Source organism: Ruminococcus sp. AM42-11 (assembly GCF_003480145.1).
In the GTDB taxonomy this organism is placed as follows: domain Bacteria; phylum Bacillota; class Clostridia; order Lachnospirales; family Lachnospiraceae; genus Blautia_A; species Blautia_A faecis.
This window is the reverse complement of sequence record NZ_QUIO01000007.1, coordinates 47,904-65,815: the sequence shown is the minus strand read 5'-3', so window position 1 is coordinate 65,815 and position 17,912 is coordinate 47,904. Positions and strand designations below refer to the sequence as shown.

The 17,912-nt window shown below is 42.2% G+C and carries 19 protein-coding genes; 11 read left to right on the top strand and 8 right to left on the bottom strand.

Annotated features, from left to right (window positions below; genetic code table 11):
• Positions 1-396: 396 nt before the first annotated feature.
• Positions 397-2,043: an Ig-like domain-containing protein gene (locus tag DW904_RS06050; protein WP_118578507.1), complete on the bottom strand. Its 1,647-nt coding sequence runs from the start codon at positions 2,041-2,043 to the stop codon at positions 397-399.
• A 124-nt stretch (positions 2,044-2,167) separates the two neighbouring features.
• On the opposite strand from DW904_RS06050, the gene DW904_RS06045 reads away from it, so the two are divergent.
• On the top strand, positions 2,168-2,509 hold the full coding sequence (locus tag DW904_RS06045) for a hypothetical protein (RefSeq protein WP_118578506.1): 342 nt from the start codon (positions 2,168-2,170) through the stop codon (positions 2,507-2,509).
• Here the strand turns inward: DW904_RS06045 and DW904_RS06040 are convergent.
• Both DW904_RS06040 and DW904_RS23690 read right to left on the bottom strand, forming a co-directional pair.
• Positions 2,500-3,348 carry an Ig-like domain-containing protein gene (locus DW904_RS06040; protein ID WP_207664908.1) on the bottom strand — a complete coding sequence of 283 codons (849 nt, stop codon included), beginning with the start codon at positions 3,346-3,348 and terminating at the stop codon, positions 2,500-2,502. The genes DW904_RS06045 and DW904_RS06040 overlap by 10 nt on opposite strands.
• A gap of 17 nt (positions 3,349-3,365) precedes the next feature.
• Positions 3,366-4,022, bottom strand: a complete 657-nt coding sequence (locus tag DW904_RS23690) for a fibronectin type III domain-containing protein (protein WP_202187675.1) — start codon at positions 4,020-4,022, stop codon at positions 3,366-3,368.
• A 278-nt stretch (positions 4,023-4,300) separates the two neighbouring features.
• On the opposite strand from DW904_RS23690, the gene DW904_RS06030 reads away from it, so the two are divergent.
• From DW904_RS06030 to thrS, 4 genes are all read left to right on the top strand, one after another.
• Positions 4,301-5,620 carry a site-specific integrase gene (locus DW904_RS06030; protein ID WP_118578504.1) on the top strand — a complete coding sequence of 440 codons (1,320 nt, stop codon included), beginning with the start codon at positions 4,301-4,303 and terminating at the stop codon, positions 5,618-5,620.
• Positions 5,621-5,944: 324 nt separating this feature from the next.
• Positions 5,945-6,460, top strand: a complete 516-nt coding sequence (locus DW904_RS06025) for an SEC-C metal-binding domain-containing protein (protein WP_118578503.1) — start codon at positions 5,945-5,947, stop codon at positions 6,458-6,460.
• Positions 6,461-6,667: 207 nt separating this feature from the next.
• Positions 6,668-7,414, top strand: coding sequence for a YdcF family protein (locus DW904_RS06020; protein ID WP_118578502.1), 747 nt, complete (start codon positions 6,668-6,670; stop codon positions 7,412-7,414).
• Positions 7,415-7,908: 494 nt separating this feature from the next.
• Positions 7,909-9,846: a threonine--tRNA ligase gene (gene thrS / locus DW904_RS06015; RefSeq protein ID WP_334284991.1), complete on the top strand. Its 1,938-nt coding sequence runs from the start codon at positions 7,909-7,911 to the stop codon at positions 9,844-9,846.
• Positions 9,847-10,018: 172 nt separating this feature from the next.
• On the opposite strand, the gene DW904_RS06010 is transcribed toward thrS, so the two are convergent.
• Positions 10,019-10,888 carry a shikimate dehydrogenase gene (locus DW904_RS06010; RefSeq protein WP_118578501.1) on the bottom strand — a complete coding sequence of 290 codons (870 nt, stop codon included), beginning with the start codon at positions 10,886-10,888 and terminating at the stop codon, positions 10,019-10,021.
• Positions 10,885-11,085 carry a DUF6783 domain-containing protein gene (locus DW904_RS25065; RefSeq protein ID WP_306467801.1) on the bottom strand — a complete coding sequence of 67 codons (201 nt, stop codon included), beginning with the start codon at positions 11,083-11,085 and terminating at the stop codon, positions 10,885-10,887. The genes DW904_RS06010 and DW904_RS25065 overlap by 4 nt, the downstream gene beginning before the upstream one ends.
• On the opposite strand from DW904_RS25065, the gene DW904_RS25060 reads away from it, so the two are divergent.
• Both DW904_RS25060 and DW904_RS06000 read left to right on the top strand, forming a co-directional pair.
• On the top strand, positions 11,005-11,184 hold the full coding sequence (locus tag DW904_RS25060) for a DUF6783 domain-containing protein (RefSeq protein WP_347562039.1): 180 nt from the start codon (positions 11,005-11,007) through the stop codon (positions 11,182-11,184). The two genes, DW904_RS25065 and DW904_RS25060, sit on opposite strands and share 81 nt — an antisense overlap.
• A 449-nt stretch (positions 11,185-11,633) precedes the next feature.
• Positions 11,634-12,920 carry a hemolysin family protein gene (locus DW904_RS06000; RefSeq protein ID WP_118578499.1) on the top strand — a complete coding sequence of 429 codons (1,287 nt, stop codon included), beginning with the start codon at positions 11,634-11,636 and terminating at the stop codon, positions 12,918-12,920.
• A 123-nt stretch (positions 12,921-13,043) separates the two neighbouring features.
• Here DW904_RS06000 and DW904_RS05995 read toward each other — a convergent pair whose 3' ends face one another.
• Both DW904_RS05995 and DW904_RS05990 read right to left on the bottom strand, forming a co-directional pair.
• Positions 13,044-13,640, bottom strand: coding sequence for a YdcF family protein (locus DW904_RS05995; RefSeq protein WP_330590207.1), 597 nt, complete (start codon positions 13,638-13,640; stop codon positions 13,044-13,046).
• Between the two features lie 90 nt (positions 13,641-13,730).
• Positions 13,731-14,495, bottom strand: a complete 765-nt coding sequence (locus DW904_RS05990; RefSeq protein ID WP_118578498.1) for an N-acetylmuramoyl-L-alanine amidase — start codon at positions 14,493-14,495, stop codon at positions 13,731-13,733.
• A gap of 167 nt (positions 14,496-14,662) precedes the next feature.
• Between DW904_RS05990 and DW904_RS05985 the strand changes: the two genes are divergently transcribed.
• Positions 14,663-15,640: an ABC transporter substrate-binding protein gene (locus tag DW904_RS05985; protein WP_118578497.1), complete on the top strand. Its 978-nt coding sequence runs from the start codon at positions 14,663-14,665 to the stop codon at positions 15,638-15,640.
• 112 nt (positions 15,641-15,752) lie between these two features.
• Here the strand turns inward: DW904_RS05985 and DW904_RS25055 are convergent, their stop codons facing one another.
• Positions 15,753-16,100, bottom strand: coding sequence for a DUF6783 domain-containing protein (locus DW904_RS25055; RefSeq protein ID WP_306467812.1), 348 nt, complete (start codon positions 16,098-16,100; stop codon positions 15,753-15,755).
• On the opposite strand from DW904_RS25055, the gene DW904_RS25050 reads away from it, so the two are divergent.
• Genes DW904_RS25050 through DW904_RS05970 form a run of 3 tightly spaced genes read left to right on the top strand, consistent with a single transcriptional unit; the run spans position 16,029 to position 17,908 of the window.
• The gene (locus DW904_RS25050) at positions 16,029-16,190 is read left to right on the top strand and encodes a DUF6783 domain-containing protein (RefSeq protein WP_306467811.1); all 162 of its coding nucleotides are present in this window, start codon (positions 16,029-16,031) and stop codon (positions 16,188-16,190) included. The genes DW904_RS25055 and DW904_RS25050 overlap by 72 nt on opposite strands.
• A 4-nt stretch (positions 16,191-16,194) precedes the next feature.
• Positions 16,195-17,121, top strand: coding sequence for an ABC transporter permease (locus tag DW904_RS05975; protein WP_118578496.1), 927 nt, complete (start codon positions 16,195-16,197; stop codon positions 17,119-17,121).
• Positions 17,114-17,908: an ABC transporter ATP-binding protein gene (locus tag DW904_RS05970; protein WP_118578495.1), complete on the top strand. Its 795-nt coding sequence runs from the start codon at positions 17,114-17,116 to the stop codon at positions 17,906-17,908. The genes DW904_RS05975 and DW904_RS05970 overlap by 8 nt, the downstream gene beginning before the upstream one ends.
• Positions 17,909-17,912 lie beyond the last annotated feature (4 nt).

Sequence of the window (17,912 nt, the reverse complement as noted above, 5' to 3'; positions counted from 1 at the left end):
AGATATATAAGAATAAATTGTATAGTATATATAATGAATACGTATTTCTTACTACTTCTTACAACTTACACAAAAAATACCCACTTTCTATATTCCCGGAAAAAATATACGAATCATTTTTTATCGCAATATTTATACGGCGGCTTCCTTATACGCTGTAAGTCGTGTAAGTTGTAAGACATTCCCAGGATATCCACAAGGGGCCAGTTCAAAATATGTAAGAAGAATGTATGGATGACCGCTTAAACAGATATCCCCCTTACACCCCGCGTGATTGCGAGAGGTGTAAGGGGGATGAATATACTTCGTTCGGAATATCAGTATTCTGCATAAGATATACAGACGTGATGGTGGTGTGTTTTTGTATGCCGAGATATTTATTTAATTGATGCTGTGTTATGATAACGGTGGCTGTGCGTCATAATTTACCCATTGACCATCTAACAAAACACGGTTAAATACATGCCCGCCGTCACTGACAGCATATGCGATATAATCATACATGTTACCAGTATGTGAGCTTACATATTTTACCTGAGCACCGGCGTCTTTTGCAAAATCTCCAAAGAAATCACTTGCAGTAAAGCAATCTGCAATTCCTTCTGCGTATGCATATACATATTGTGGTGCACCGTTTTTGTACTTAAAATGCGTTTTAATATAATTCTGTGCCGCGTCCAATTTGTCTTTTAATGCCATGCTATTAGTCCAAATCTGGCTCTCTACTGTTTTTTTCCAAGAAGTATATTCAAGATATTCGTTCCAGTTTGATGTAACAGAAACATTATACGTCATGATAATTTGTCCGTTATATTTCGCAATAATAACACAACTGCCAACTCTTAAACCTTTAACGCATACAGAAGCAGAGTACATGTTTGAAGAAAAACCAAGAATATCAACAGCCCCTGCATTATTATTTAGTACTTCAAATGTTATATTTGAAAAATCCGAAAAATTAGGGAGTGAAGTATCTGTTGGGCCAACATTCTTTGCTTTACCCCCCTCTAGCGTAATATTCCTTACATTATTCGGCACCCTCACCGTAACACTACACTTCGCGCTCACCCCACTGCCATCAGCAGCAGTAGCAGTAATATCAGCCGTTCCATTTGCAATTGCTGTAACAGTTCCGTTTGCATTTACAGTAGCAATACTTGAATCTGAACTGCTCCAGGTGATACTCTTATTTGCTGCATTTCCTGGGTTTACTGTTGCAGTAAGACTTGCTGTCTGTCCTTTTGAAGTCATGGTTAAAGATGTCTGGTTTAATATAATACCTGAAACCTTAACAGGCTTCGGTGTAGCTGTCGGAGCCGGAGTCGCTGTCGGTCTTGGTGTAACCGTTGGCTGCGGAGCCTTTGTTGGCTGTGGCACAGCGGTTGGCTTTGGTGCTTCAGTAGGCTTTGGAATCGCCGTCGGTTTCGGAATCGGTGTAGATGTCGGCTTTGCTGGCTGAACCGGCTTTGTCGGCTGCGGAATCTGAGTTGGTTTCGGAATCGCTGTCGGCTTTGGAATCGGTGTAACGGTTGGCTTCGGCGCTGCCGTTGGCTTTGGAACAGCTGTCGGTTTCGGTGCTTCCGTTGGCTTTACTGTTGGCTTCGGCGCCTCTGTAGGTTTTGCAGCCGCCTTCTTCGGAACCTTCACTTTCTTAACGGAAGAATACTTGCCCCATTTCTTATTGCCTTTTGCCTTCTTGTTGTATCCACGGATACGGTACTGATAGGTCTTACCCTGTTTTAACGGGTATTTCTTGGAAGATTTGTGAGTATATCCGGTCTTCTTGGAACTCACATTTGCAATCTTGACCCATTTCTTGGAATCAGAAGCCTTGTAATATACCGCATAAGAAGTGGTATTTTTGGACTTCTTCCATTTGAGGCTGACCTTGTTGTAAGATGTTGTTTTTGCACTGGTTAGAGTGACTTTTGTCGGCCGTTTTTTATTAACGGCTGCGTTTGCTGTTTGGCTGGTGGAAGGTATGAACAGTACAGCCATCAGAAAGCAAAGCAGTATTTTGGTTAGAATATGTTTCTTTTTCATAGCATCTGCCTCCTGTGAACGAATTTATTGATTGTATTTTACTACACTAGATGAAGGAAAAAAAGATATCTGTCTAAAAAAGACCAGAATTTGATAGTATTTGTGCGGGTAAAAATGTGTAATTATGCCAATCACAATGACAGACAAACAGGCAAAAGATATGTCTGCGGCAATTGACAGCGGTCGTTATGATAACGATAAAAATTTATGGTTCTTCTATGAGGCAAAATTTGAAGTTACAAATAATGTTACATTCAAGATGCCAACAACCGGAGCCACAGGCGTTTGGAAATTCATATTCTATGGATTTGGAACCATGGCAATTCTTGGAACTGGTTTAATTATCTGCGATTTAAAAAATAAAAAGACCAGAAAACTAAAAAAGAAGAAAAATAATATAAAAAAATATAGAGTATGCGCTTTTGCGTATACTCTATATTTTTTGGGAATCATTGATTATGCATGAGGTGGGTTTGCATCATATATTACCCATTCCCCATCAATAAGAATTCGATTAAATGTATGTCCACCTGCACTTGAAGCAGCAACAAGATACTCATAATACTGACCGGTCAATGTGCTTCCATACTGAGATACAGTTCCTGCATCTTTTGCGAAATCACCCATAAATCCACTTGCTGCAATGCAGTCAGCATACTGTCCTTTATAGATATTCATTGCAGGACAGGCTCCATCTTTATGGATATAATGTGTCTGAATATAATTTTTTGCCGCATCCATCTTGTCTTTTAATGACATGTTGCTTGTCCATATTTGAGACTCGACAGTATGGCGCCAGGAAGCATATTCGAGATATTCCTGCCAATCTGAAGTTACAGTAATATTATATGTCAATAACACACTTCCATTATATTTTGCAAGAATTGTTGCCGTTCCCCTAGTTAATCCTGTAATAGACACTGATGCTGAATATAAGTTTGAAGAAAAACCTCCAATATTAATTGATTTTGATGTATTTTTAATTTCAAATGTTACTTTACTGAAGTCGATTTGACTAATATCGTCCCTGTCAGGTCCAATGCCAATAGATTTTCCACCCTCTAACGTAATATTCCTTACATTATTCGGCACTCTCACCGTTACACTACACTTCGCGCTCACTCCACTGCCATCAGCAGCAGTAGCAGTAATATCAGCCGTTCCATTTGCAATTGCTGTAACAGTTCCGCTTGCATTTACAGTAGCAATACTTGAATCTGAACTACTCCATGTGATATTTTTATTTGCTGCATTATCTGGAGTTACTGTTGCAGTAAGACTTGCTGTTTGGCCTTTTAAGGTCATGGTTAAAGATGTCTGGCTTAATGTAATACCTGAACCTTAACCGGTTTTGGTGTAGCGGTCGGAGCCGGAGTTGCAGTCGGTCTTGGTGTAGCCGTTGGCTGCGGAGCCTTTGTTGGCTGTGGAGCAGCTGTCGGCTTTGGTGCTTCAGTAGGCTTTGGAATCGGAGTAGCTGTTGGCTTTGGCGTAACCGTTGGCTTTGGAGCTGCTGTCGGTTCCGGTGCTTCCGTTGGCTTCACTGTTGGCTTCGGGGTCTCTGTTGGTTTTGCAGCTGCCTTTTTCGGAATCTTCACAGTCTTAGCCTTGGAGTAGGCACCATATTTCTTAATGGTCTTGTTATAAGCCCTCACGCGATAAGAGTATTTCACGCCCTGTTTTAATGGATACTTCTTTGAAGCCTTATGCACATATGAAGTAGTCTTTGAACTTACTGTCTTTAACTTCAACCATTTCTTGGCAGAAGACTGTTTATAGTAAATCACATAAGAGGTCGCATTCTTGGCCTTCTTCCACTTGACAGTCACCCTGTTATATCCCATTGCTTTTACACTTGAAATGGTGACCTTAGTAGGCGTTTTTTTGGATGCTGCCTGTGCTGTGATGGATGCTGCCGGAGTGAACAGCAGAGCCATCAGCAAGCACAGTATCAGCCGTGTTAGAAAGTGTTTCTTCTTCATATCGCCTGTCCTCCTCTGAATAATTTTATTGATTGTATTTTACTACACTAGATACAGGAAAAAAAGATATTAGGTCTAAAAAGGACTATATTTTTGAGTGTTGAATTGTATAAAAGGATTTAATAGAGGGACCATTTTGACGGTTTCTTTTCTAGTGTCAAAATACACAAAACAAATTTGGGGGACTGTCAAGTTGGTTTAAAAAATTCGCAAAAAAATATCGTAAAAATCAAATATCCATATATCTCATGTATCAAATCTTAAGGAGAAAATGATACATGAGAGATACGGCTTTTGAGAATAAAAATAAGGAAATTTCGGCTGACATAATGAATTTAATTGCCAATTATGGTATAATTACACCAGAGGTTGTAGAGGCTGCCAGGAGGAAACAAATGGCAGATTTACTATCAAAATATAAAGTGCAAATTCCAGAGCCATCATATAGAGCGGCGAAAGGCGATTTTTTAGCGAAAACTCCAGCGCGGTATTCCGTAGATAAAAAGAGGTATACAGTCATAGGTAGAACACCGGAAGAGTGTAAAGAAAGATTCCGTGAAAAAATTGTTGAACTTCTTATTATAGTGGAACATGGAGAGAATACAGAAGAAAAGGCAAAAAAAATGACGGTTGAACAAACTGCCGAAGAGTTCATACGCAGTAGCAAAGACGGATTAAAAACTGCTACATATGAAAGATATATGCGTTGCTGGCATAATCATATCAGAGGAACGAAATTCGGCAGCCGAGTATTACGGGAGATTCGACAGCCAGACTGTCAGCAATTCATTGACTCATTATATCACCAAAAACTGGCATATGGTAGTATAAAACAGATGAAATCCATTGTGTCACAGACATTCGATTTTGCAATTGCCCGTGGATACGTGCAGGCGAATCAAATGAAGACAACCAAAATTAACGCCAATTTATGTAGCCAGGAACGTAAGCACGAAACGACCGCTTGGAGCGATGACGAGATACGCAAATTAAGCGAGGGTTCAAAAAGAGCTTGGAAAACGCATCAGTTTTATTACAGTGCGGTGTATATGGCATTAATATTTACAGGTTGCCGCGTAGGCGAGTTATTAGCTGCAAACTGGAGAGACATTGATTTTGAAAGCAAAACATTCAGTATTACTAAAACCGTTATCCGTTACACAGAGTATGATACTGGCAAAAAGATTTTGACTGTAGACAAAACAAAAACAGCAGATGGTCAGCGCATCATTGCTCTTACCGATGAGGCAATCTATTGGCTTAAGGAAATCAAACGCCGAAATGAAGAATTAGGACGGCACAGCGGACAAGTAGTAGAGACGCGCCAAGGTGGATATGCAAAGGCAAATATGATTGATGACAGTGCCAAAAGGTTCTGTAAATTCGCTGGCGTTGACTATCATAGCAGTCATACCTGTAGACGTACATATGCAACAATTCTCATTGATAATGGAGTACCACTTACAGAAATTAGTGCAGACCTGGGGCATAAAAATATTAGCACTACACAGAACTGTTATTACAAAAAGAGACAGAGTGGTGATGATATATTAAGTCAAAAAAATGCAATTTTCAGGGAAACAGTAGGAAACAGATAGGAAATAGCCCTGGAGCCGCAAAAATGGCGGATTCCAGGGCTATCCGGGGAGGATATAAGTTAATCTCGCTTATCTTTTGTAATGCGTCATCATTGAAGGGGGTTCAATGAATTTGTTTGTTCATTTTACTGAACACTCATAGTATGAACCTGTCATTGGCTTTTTATACATATGTTACAGAAAAATAGTATGAATTTTATGGAAAATCTGCAAGAAAATTTTGGAAAAAAAATAAGATTTGTGTTTTTCGGTAAAAGATGGTATAATAAATTTCAGCTGTAAAACGGCATAATTACGAAATTTTGTTGAAAAGAGGAATAAGAAATGAGCGACAAGACCATTTTAGAGCAGTGGCGTGCCATTGCCTATGACCAGCAGGCAGATCGTAATAAACTTCAGCAGTTCTGGGCAAAATATTTTAACATTGAGAAGAACATTTATGCACAGCTTCTTGAGAATCCGGACGAAGTAGTTACTGGTACAGTTAAAGAGCTGGCTGAGAAATATAATCAGGAAGTGCTCACCATGGTTGGTTTCCTTGATGGAATCAATGACAGCCTTAAGGTTCAGAATCCGATCGAGACTATGGATGAGAATACTACCGTAAGTCTTTGCTTTGACAAAGAGCTTCTTTACAAGAATATGGTAGACGCTAAAGCTGACTGGCTTTATAATCTTCCACAGTGGGACAAGATCTTTACCCCGGAGAAACGTAAAGAGCTTTATCTTGAGCAGAAGAAATCCGGTACTGTTGTTAAGGCACACAAGATCGGACGTAACGATCCGTGTCCATGCGGAAGCGGAAAGAAATATAAATTCTGCTGCGGAAGAAATAAATAAGAGAATGTGAATACTGACCGGGATCCGGTGGATTCCGGCTGTGGGGACGGATTGCAATGGTGGATGACTGCCAGGCAATCCGTTTCGTGTATATTTATAGGAAAATTAGTTGATTTATGAGTTCTACAAGTATGAATCAGTTTGCTTTGTGCGAGTAATGAGTGAAACACGCAGAGTGGATTTGAATTTAGAAAGAGAGAAGAGAATTTGAGTTTATTTTGTTTTTGCGCCGGGATTTTAAGCCTGGCTTATTATGTGCTGATCGTGGTATATGCTGGCATTACAGCTGATTTTGCCTGGTTCTGGGTACTTCTTACAGTGTTTTTTGAGGGTGGCGCCGTGCTGTTCCGCTATGGAAGAAATCATCCGGGAGCTTTCCCTGGATGGCTGGGAACGGTGATCATGGTAGCAGTGTTGGTCGGAATTATCTGTTTTGGATTTATCTGCAGCTGTGTGATTTCCGGAATGAAGTCTTCCGGGAAAAAGAACCTGGATTATGTAGTTGTGTTAGGCGCTCATGTAAAAGGAGATGTACCATCCAAGGCCCTGGAACTTCGTCTGAAGGCGGCACTGAAATATGCCAGGGAGAATGAAGATACCACGCTGATCCTTTCCGGCGGACAGGGCTTTGGGGAGGATATTACGGAAGCAAAATGTATGGAGAATTATCTGACAGCGCATGGTATTTCACAGGAGCGGCTGGTGTTGGAAGAGAAGTCTACAAGCACGAAAGAAAATCTGAAATTTTCCGATGAGCTTACCGGGTGCAGTAAGAAAAATACGGGAATATTGTCAAATAATTTTCATGTGTACCGGGCAGTAAAATTGGCGGAAAAGCTGGGATATAAACATCCTTATGGAATTGCGGCGGTATCAGATCCTATTATGCAGGTGCATTATGTGGTGCGGGAAGTAGCAGCACTTGTAAAAGAAAAACTTCGGGGAAATATCTAATTTTTTATCATCTTTATTTTGCAGATTATTGACAAACCCAAAACCCAAGGCTATAATGGGACACAGTGATAAGAAAACACGTTGACGAGAAGAGTAAACTGTGGAATGTTTCAGAGAGAGGCAGGCGGCTGGAAATGCCTTATCAGGAAACAGTTGAAAACTACCTCCGAGTGGCCCTAATCCGGTCCGGTGATTCCGTTACCATCAAATAAGTGGCCTGGTTTACAGATACGTATGCTATGGCAAGCAGGGTGGAACCGCGAGTATATTCGTCCCTTACAGTGTGAGAGCATTGTAAGGGGCTTTTGTTTTTCATGAGCAATGAGTTAAAGTCCACGTTTGTGTGTGACCTTGGAGACTGCAGCTCGTCTCGTCCCTGCATGGGAGTACAGAAAATGTTTGGTTTTCAGTGCTCAGTCAAACGTTACCATACGTTTTTCGTATCAGACAGTTTCCTGCCGGATACAGTTTCAGAAAAAGAAAAGGAGACACGAATCATGATTATCACATTAAAAGACGGTTCTAAAAAAGAATACGCAGAAGCAAAATCCGTTATCGACATTGCGGCTGATATCAGCGAAGGCCTTGCAAGAGTTGCATGTGCAGGAGAGGTTGACGGAGAAGTTGTTGACCTTAGACATGTAGTTGACAAGGACTGCGAGTTAAGCATCCTGACATTTGAGGATGAGGGTGGAAAAGGCGCTTTCCGTCACACCACATCCCACATTATGGCACAGGCAATCAAGAGACTGTACCCGGATGTAAAGCTTGCAATCGGACCATCTATTGCAGACGGATTTTATTATGATATTGACAGCGAGAACCCGATCACCACAGAGGATCTTGCAAAGATCGAAGTTGAAATGAAGAAAGTGGTTAAGGAAGCACTTCCGATTACCCGTTTTACCAAATCCAGAGAAGAAGCGATCGCATTCTTCAAAGAGAAAAATGAGCCATATAAAGTGGAGCTTATCGAAGATCTTCCAGAAGATGCTGAGATCAGCTTTTATCAGCAGGGTGAGTTTGTTGACCTTTGTGCAGGACCTCACCTTATGACAACCAAACCGGTAAAAGCATTCAAGCTTACCAGCATTGCAGGTGCTTACTGGAGAGGAAGCGAGAAGAATAAAATGCTTACCAGAATCTACGGAACTTCTTTCACAAAGAAAGCAGATCTGGAAGAATATATTACCCGTATGGAAGAGGCGAAGAAACGTGACCACAGAAAGCTTGGTAAAGAGCTTGGTCTGTTCATGATGAGCGACGAAGGTCCTGGATTCCCGTTCTTCCTTCCTAAGGGAATGGTTCTGAAGAATACTCTTCTTGATTACTGGAGAGAAATCCATCAGAAAGCAGGATATGTTGAGATTTCCACACCGATCATGCTGGCACGTCATCTTTGGGAGACATCCGGACACTGGGATCATTACAAAGAAAATATGTATACAACTGTAATTGACGATCAGGATTTTGCAATCAAGCCAATGAACTGTCCGGGAGGTATTCTTGTATACCAGTCAGAACCACGTTCTTACCGTGATCTGCCGCTTCGTATGGGTGAGCTTGGTCTGGTACATCGTCATGAAAAATCCGGACAGCTTCACGGACTTATGCGTGTACGCTGCTTTACACAGGATGATGCCCATATCTTTATGATGCCGGAGCAGATCCGTGAGGAGATCAAAGGGGTTGCAAAACTGATTGACGAGGTATATCAGCTGTTTGGTTTCAAATATCACGTAGAGCTTTCCACACGTCCGGAAGATTCCATGGGAAGTGATGAGGACTGGGAGATGGCTACAGACGCTCTTCGCGGAGCTCTTGACGACCTCGGGCTTAATTATGTAGTAAATGAGGGAGACGGAGCGTTCTACGGACCGAAGATTGACTTCCATCTTGAGGACTCCATCGGAAGAACCTGGCAGTGTGGTACTATCCAGCTTGATTTCCAGCTTCCGCTCCGTTTTAATTGTGAATATGTTGGTGCTGACGGCGAGAAACATCGTCCGATCATGATCCACCGTGTTGCTTTTGGATCCATTGAGCGTTTTATCGGTATTTTGATCGAGCATTTTGCAGGTGCATTCCCAACATGGCTTGCTCCTGTACAGGTGAAGGTGCTTCCGATTTCTGATAAATATATGGATTATGCAGAAAAGGTTGTAAACGAGCTGAAAGAGGCTGGTATTCGTGTCGAAATTGATACCCGTGCTGAGAAAATCGGTTACAAGATCCGTGAGGCAAGACTTCAGAAGATTCCTTATATGCTGGTTGTTGGTGCCAAAGAAGAGGAAGAGGGCAAAGTTTCTGTAAGAAGCCGTTTCCTGGGAGATGAAGGTGCGAAGGATCTTGGAGAGTTCATTACTTCTATCAAAGCTGAGATCAAGAGCAGAGAGAACCGTAAGGTAGAGGTTCAGGAAGAGCAGAAATAAGCCGGATTTTCCGAAAAGTTTTAAGTGAATAAATAGGAACGTGATTTCCATATAAAAGAAAGGCGCTGCTGTGAGATGCGGCGCCTTTCTTGAAAATATTAACATTGTTATAAAATATAGCTGGATTAGGTGAAAAAATATATAATCTTGTGAATTATAGCAGATGAATGCATTATTCGGAAAAGTATTTCGCCTTAATTTCCTCCACTGGCATTTCTTTTCCTGTCCACAGACGGAACGCTTCAGCCCCCTGGTAAAGCAGCATATACATACCGTTGAAGGTGCGGCAACCAGCCTCTCTTGCTTCGCGCAAGAATCGTGTCTCACGGGGATTGTAGATCACATCTGACACGATCAGATCCGGATGATAAAGACTGGTATCTTCAATAATGGACCCTTCTGTATCAGGAGCCATCCCCACTGAGGTGGCATTGAGAAGAAGCGCACTCTCGGAGATAGCCTGTGCCAGTTCTTCTTTATCCTTGTTTTCGTGAAGAATGGCCTGGCAGGGAAGAGTGGCGTTGATATTTTCCACCAGCTTCTGTGTGCGGTTCCAGAAACGACTGGTCTCACGGGCAAAAATATGGATTTTTTTTACCCCGTCAAGGGCAGCCTGTGCACAGATGGCAGTAGCTGCACCACCGGCCCCCATGATGGTGATGGTTTTTCCGATCACATCATATCCTGCATCTCTGACAGCCTGCATGTATCCTACACCGTCAGTGTTATAGCCGGTAAGGCGTCCATTGTCATTGACTACGGTGTTCACAGCGCCGATCAGTCGGGCAGCAGGGGAAAGCTCGTCCAGAAGCTCCACGATCTTGTTTTTGTTTGGCATGGTAAGGTTGAAGCCACGGATTCCGCAAGTTTTCAGTCCCATGACAGCAGTTTCCAGATTTTCCTCGTTTACATTGAAGCAAAGATAAGTGTAATCAAGATCAAGAAGATGGAATGCTTCATTGTGCATAAGTGGTGAAATACTGTGTGCCACCGGACTTCCAAGAAGTGCGGTAAGCTGTGTGTGACCGGTAATTGGGATCATAAGGTACCTCCTGAAGTTTCTATTATTTTGAAAGTCCAAGGCAATAGCAGTGACTGATCCGGGGTAGAGCGTGTTTGAAAAATCATTCCCGCAATCTGCACGCCCCACTTTGCGGTATATTTCACCCGAATTCGGTTGCCGTAGCCCGCTACGGCGCCCTCATCCGAGCGAAATCTCCCACAAATTGTGACGCACATCTTGCAGAAAGCCTTTTTCAAACACGCTCTAGCCAAATCCACATCAATCATAAAATCTATATAATCCAAAGGCAGTACAACTGTCCAAAATCAATCTAAAATTATAAACAGGTGAATTTTCACACTGTGATTCACAGTAGTTATTCAGCCCTTAACCTACACTATATCAAATCTTTACTCTTTTGTAAATATTTTGTAATAATTTATTTTTTTACCGAACTGAATTATAACACAGTTCTTCTTTTTTCGACACCCCTAATTCCACTTTTTTCGTTACTTTTCGCAATCCATAAACTCAAAGTACTGTTCATTCCGTGACCAGTAACGCGCTTCGCGATGCACAGAAAAACGAACCTTCTTGTGACAAGCACAAGAAGTAGCGTTTGCTGCGCAAACTTAATTTTCAGGTTTTCTGTGAACTTTGTTCACAAAAAAACACCTCGCGGAACGTTACCAGGAACAGTAACAATTCAAATGCTTTTTCCTTGCATTTTAAGCCTGAATCATGTATATTCTTTTTAATACATAAAAAAAGGAGTGAATATAGTTTGGATTCAAGTGTCCCTATACAGGCGGTCACCATACTGATTCTGGTGCTGTTGTCCGCCTTCTTTTCCTCTGCGGAGACATCCATGACGGCTGCCAACCGCATTCGGATCCATTTCCTGGCTGAACAGGGAAACAAGCGAGCCATTATCCTGGAGAAAATAATTTCCAATTCTGGAAAAATGCTCAGCACAATTTTAATCGGAAACAACATTGTAAACATTGCAGCCTCTTCCCTTGCTACCACTTTTACCATGAAAGTATTTGGAAGCATGTATATCGGCGTGGCTACCGGCGTTATGACATTACTGGTACTTCTGTTTGGCGAGATTACCCCGAAGACCATTGCCACACTGAAAGCGGATGATCTGGCGCTCACCTATGCCAGACCTATATATGCGCTTATGACAGTACTGACCCCGGTTATTTACATTGTGGGAAAACTGGCTAACGGCATTCTTTTTCTCCTTCGTGTTGATCCCAATGCGAAGAAAGACACCATCACAGAGCATGAGCTTCGTTCTATGGTAAATGTAGGACAGGAAAACGGTGTTATCGAGCGGGAAGAAAAGCAGATGATCTACAATGTGTTTGATTTCGGTGATTCTGCTGCCAAAGATGTAATGATTCCCAGAATTGACATGACTTTTATTGACGTGGATTCCACTTATCAGGAACTTATGGATATTTTTAAAGAAGATATGCACACCCGTTTTCCTGTTTATGAGGATAACACAGACAATGTGATTGGAATTATCAATATTAAGGATCTTCTTCTCTATCCGGAAAATGAACCGTTTTCTATCCGTAAGATTCTCCGTGAGCCTTATTTCACTTATGAATATAAGCGTACCACAGATCTTATGATGGAAATGAGAAAAGCTTCCGTAAACCTTGCAATTGTTCTCGACGAATACGGCTCCACTGCCGGTCTTGTCACTCTTGAAGATCTTCTGGAGGAAATCGTAGGTGAAATCCGTGATGAATATGACGAAGATGAGGAAGAACCGATCCGTGAGATTCAGCCTGGCCGGGAGTATGAAGTTCTTGGTTCTGCCAAACTGGATGATGTCAACGAAGCACTGGGTACCAAACTTGAATCAGAGGACTACGATTCTGTAGGCGGATATATTATTGAACAGCTTGACTGCCTCCCACGCGAGGGCGAATCTGTCACTTTGGAAGACGGCATGCATCTTGTTGTAGATGAACTGGATAAAAACCGTATCGAACTGGTGCATATCTGGCTGCCAGAGCATAAAGAAAATCCAGAAGCTGCTGACGCATAAATGAATCTGTCATACTGCTGATTTTTTCATAATCTGCAAGCCTGCAAATGCCGGTATTTCCGGTAGATTTCAATTGTAAAAATCCGAATGTTTCCAAAACGGATCATTCGGATTTTTCTTATCTCACCGATTTCCCAGCATTAAACAAAACTGCTTGACAATCCTGTCTATTTCGCCGGTAACAGCCTCCACACCAGTTTCTGTTTCTCTCCAGTTCTCCCTGGTAATTCCATCCGGGCAGGCCGGACATACCATAATTACCGTCTCCGGATATAAAAGCTGATAATACATCAATGATCTTCTGGCATGGTAAGTTTTGCAGCACAGAATCGCTTTTTTCACCTGAATTTTGTGAAGGTCTGTCACCTGCCTGGAAAAAATTGCATTTTCATAGGTAAAGGTAGCCTGATTCTCCATCAGAATAGCCTCTTCCGGAACTCCGTTTTTCAAAAGTACATTTTTCAGGAATTCCCATTCCGTCTCATAATCTCCACCATATATTTCTTTTTTTGACTGCACACCTGCAAATTTGCCAAGTGTAATACTGTATCTTCCGCTTGGCAAAATATAGGGGGCATATCCTTCTCTATATAAAGAAGCTGCTTTTTCTGCCATATCCGGGAAACCATTTCCCGGCACGAAAATGATATCTGCTTTTTCCGGCTGGCTCTCGGCAAAAACAAACTCCTCCACATTTTTCATAAATTCATTATAATTCACGCTTTTGTTCCTTCTTTCTGCCAGAGGACTTTCCCCTGCACTTATGATTTTCCATTATAACTTTTTTTCCTGCTTTTTTCTACTTTCTTTTCACTTCGTCACAATCAACGTACAGTACCCATCCTCCCGCAATTTCTGTTCCATACGGATAGCATTATCCAGCTGTAAAAATGCACCTACCTGAACCTTATAAAGTTCTCCATCCTGCAAAATATATGCCGGATAACCTTTTTCCTGAAGCAAGTAAAGCATTCGATCCGCATTTTCCCGTTTGCGAAAAGCTCCAGTCTGTACACGGTAATACAAAGGTTCTTCACCCTGCTGCTGATCCAGAGTTCCAAGAATCGCCCCGGCAATAGCCTGCGCGATCTCAGCATTTTTTTCATCATAAAGCTGATTATCTTTGTCAGAATTTAAAAATCCGGTTTCAATAAGCAACGCCGGCATTTTTGTTTTTCGCAGCACAACAAGGCCCGGTCTTGCCTGAACTCCAATTTCACGGAATCCCAATTCGCCCAGAGCACCTACAATATTCTGTGCCATTTCATACTTAATTCCGTTTTTATCATAAACCAGCACTTCTACACCATTATACTGATTCACCTCAGGGCTGCTGTTCCTGTGAAAAGAGATAAAAAAATCCACTTTTGCCTCATTTGCCAGCCTTGCCCGCTCAAAAGGAGAAATGTAATCATCTGTAGTTCTTGTATATAAAACATCAACTCCGTTTTCAGACAGAATTCTTCCAACCTCCATAGCCAGAGCAAAATTGTCATCTTTCTCTCTGCGCCCTTTATATACCGCTCCCGGGTCGTTGCCGCCATGCCCGGCGTCAATCATAATAGAATATGGCATGTCAAAATTTCCTTTTCAAATACTATTTCTCTATTAGGATATGTAAAAAAATTACAAAAGCGACTTGACTTTTACGCTTTAAAGCGGTATTATTTTGTGCAGGCAATACTTTAAAGCAGAAAAAGCACTTTAAAACACGAAAACACTTTTTAAGGAGGAAATAAAATATGAAAAGAAAGGTTTTGTCAGTAATTCTGACCGGAGCTATGGTAGCAGGTCTTGCAGGTACAGTAACCGTACACGCTGAAGAGCAGAAAACATACAACATTGGTATCTGCCAGTTAGTTCAGCACGAAGCACTGGATGCAGCAACACAGGGATTTGAAGATGCAGTAAAAGAAGGTCTTGGCGAAGAAAACGTAACATTTGATGAGCAGAATGCACAGGGTGATTCCGCAACATGTAGTACGATCATCAACAACTTCGTATCCAGTAACGTAGACCTTATCCTTGCAAATGCTACTGCTTCTCTTCAGGCAGCAGCTGCCGGAACAAGCGATATCCCGATTCTTGGAACTGCAGTTACAGAGTATGGCGTAGCTCTTGACCTTACAGATTTTGATGGTACTGTAGGCGGCAATATTTCCGGTACTTCAGACCTTGCTCCTCTCGACCAGCAGGCAGCAATGCTGAATGAACTTTTCCCGGATGCTAAGACTGTAGGACTTCTGTACTGCTCCGCAGAACCAAACTCCCAGTATCAGGTTGATACGGTGAAGGCATCTCTTGAAGATCTTGGATACACTTGCGAATACTACGCATTCTCTGACTCCAACGATATTTCTTCTGTTGTAACAAATGCAGTTGCAGACAGTGACGTTATCTATGTTCCTACCGATAACACAGCAGCTTCCAACACAGAGCTGATCAACAACATCTGCCTTCCGGCAAAGGTTCCGGTAATCGCAGGTGAAGAAGGAATCTGCTCCGGATGCGGTGTTGCTACACTTTCCATCAGCTACTATGATCTTGGAAAAGCAACTGGTGAAATGGCAGTTAAAATTCTGAAAGATGGTGAAGATATCTCTACAATGCCAATCGAATATGCACCAAACTTCACAAAAGAATACAATGCAGACATCTGTGCTGAGCTGGGAATTGAAGTTCCGGATGACTATGTTGCAATCGGTGCTGACGCAGAATAATTACTGGTTTATAACATATGCAGTAATGCACAATAAAAATTTTCATATTTGTTTGACAGTTAATTTAGACATTCAGTTGCTTTTAGAGCTTGTCAAAAGACTCTGACAGTAATCAACACAGACAGCGGGAAGGGAAGCCTCTCTCGCTGTTTGTGTCGTTTCTGAAGGAATGTATTTTTAAGTATATTTTATGCATAATTATGCATAAAATAGCATTTCTTCCAAAATGAATATTTCTGTTTACGCAAATAACAAAAAGCCAGTTACTCCACATACAAAACACTATAAAGATTCCAGTAACTGTCTTTTTCAAACATTTGTCCACAAAACAAATGTTGATGTTCACACAGTGAACACCAGAGTGTATTTGTAAAAGGCTTTCTGCAAGATGTGTGTCACAATTTGTGGGAGATTTTGTCCGGGTGAGGTCGTCGTAACGGGCTACGACAACCGAATTCAGGCAAAATATACCGCACAGTGGGGCGTACAAATTGCGAAAATGTTTTTTCAAACACGCTCCAGCAAACAAATCACGCATGCAGGAGGATAAAGACATGCAAATTGCAAACTTAATCATGGCACTTCCGGGTGCCGCTGCCCAGGGTCTGATCTGGGGTATTATGGCTATTGGCGTATATCTTACATTCCGTGTCCTTGACATCGCCGATCTGACCGTAGACGGTACCATGTGTACCGGAGGTGCTGTCTGCGTCATGATGATGACCAGCGGACATAACGTATGGGTATCTCTTTTAGTTGCCACTTTGGCTGGTATGACAGCTGGTCTTGTTACCGGTATTTTCCATACCTTTATGGGAATCCCGGCCATCCTTGCCGGAATCCTGACACAGCTTTCCCTGTACTCTGTTAACCTGAAAATCATGGGAAAAGCAAACCAGGCTATCAACGTTGATAAATACCCGATTCTGATTTCCTTACGCCGTATAAAAAATGTACCGATCACTCAGAACACAATTCTTATCGTCGCTTTATTTATTGTTGTGATCATCGCAGTTCTTTACTGGTTTTTCGGAACAGAGCTTGGATGTTCCCTCCGTGCTACCGGATGCAATCCAAACATGTCCCGTGCACAGGGTATCAACACTGATTTTTGCAAAGTACTTGGACTTATGATTTCCAACGGACTTGTTGCTCTTTCCAGCGCCTTGCTTGCACAGTATCAGGGATTTGCAGACGTCAATATGGGACGTGGTGCTATCGTAATCGGACTTGCTGCTGTTATTATCGGCGAAGCGATTTTCAGCCGTATTTTCCGCAATTTCGCGCTCCGTCTTCTGGCCGTAGCATTTGGTTCCATTCTCTACTATCTGGTTCTCCAGACTGTTATCTGGATGGGTATCGACACTGACCTTCTGAAAATGCTGTCTGCACTTGTAGTAGCTGTATTCCTGGCAGTGCCTTACTGGAAGGGAAAATATTTCGCAAAACCAGCAAAACGCGGAGGTAAGAACAATGCTTGAGATCAAAAACATATATAAAACCTTTAATCCAGGAACCATCAACGAAAAGGTGGCTCTGAACGGACTTTCCCTGAAATTAAATGAAGGCGACTTTGTTACTGTCATCGGCGGCAACGGTGCCGGAAAATCCACAATGCTGAACGCAGTTGCCGGTGTATGGCCAGTAGACGAGGGACAGATCATCATTGACGGAACAGATGTCACCAAACTTTCCGAGTACAAGCGAGCAGCTTATCTGGGACGTGTATTTCAGGATCCCATGACCGGAACTGCTGCTACCATGGGTATTGAAGAAAATCTTGCCCTTGCAAAACGCCGCGGAAAAACAAGATTTCTTCGTTCTGGTATTACAAAAGCCGAACGAGAAGAGTACAAAGAGCTTCTGAAGATTCTGAATCTTGGTCTTGAAGATCGTCTTACCTCTAAGGTGGGTCTTCTTTCCGGAGGTCAGAGACAGGCACTTACGCTTCTCATGGCAACCCTTCAGAAGCCAAAGCTTCTCCTTCTTGATGAGCATACCGCAGCCCTTGACCCCAAAACAGCTGCCAAGGTGCTGGATATCACAGACAGGATTGTCAACCGCGATCACCTTACTACACTGATGATCACACATAACATGAAGGACGCCATTGCTCACGGCAACCGCCTGATCATGATGATGAACGGAAAAATCATTCTTGATATCCAAGGAGAAGAAAAGAAAAAGCTTACCGTAAAACAGCTTCTTGATAAATTTGAGGAAGCCAGCGGAGAAGAGTTCTCCAACGATTCCGCAATTCTCGGATAGAAAT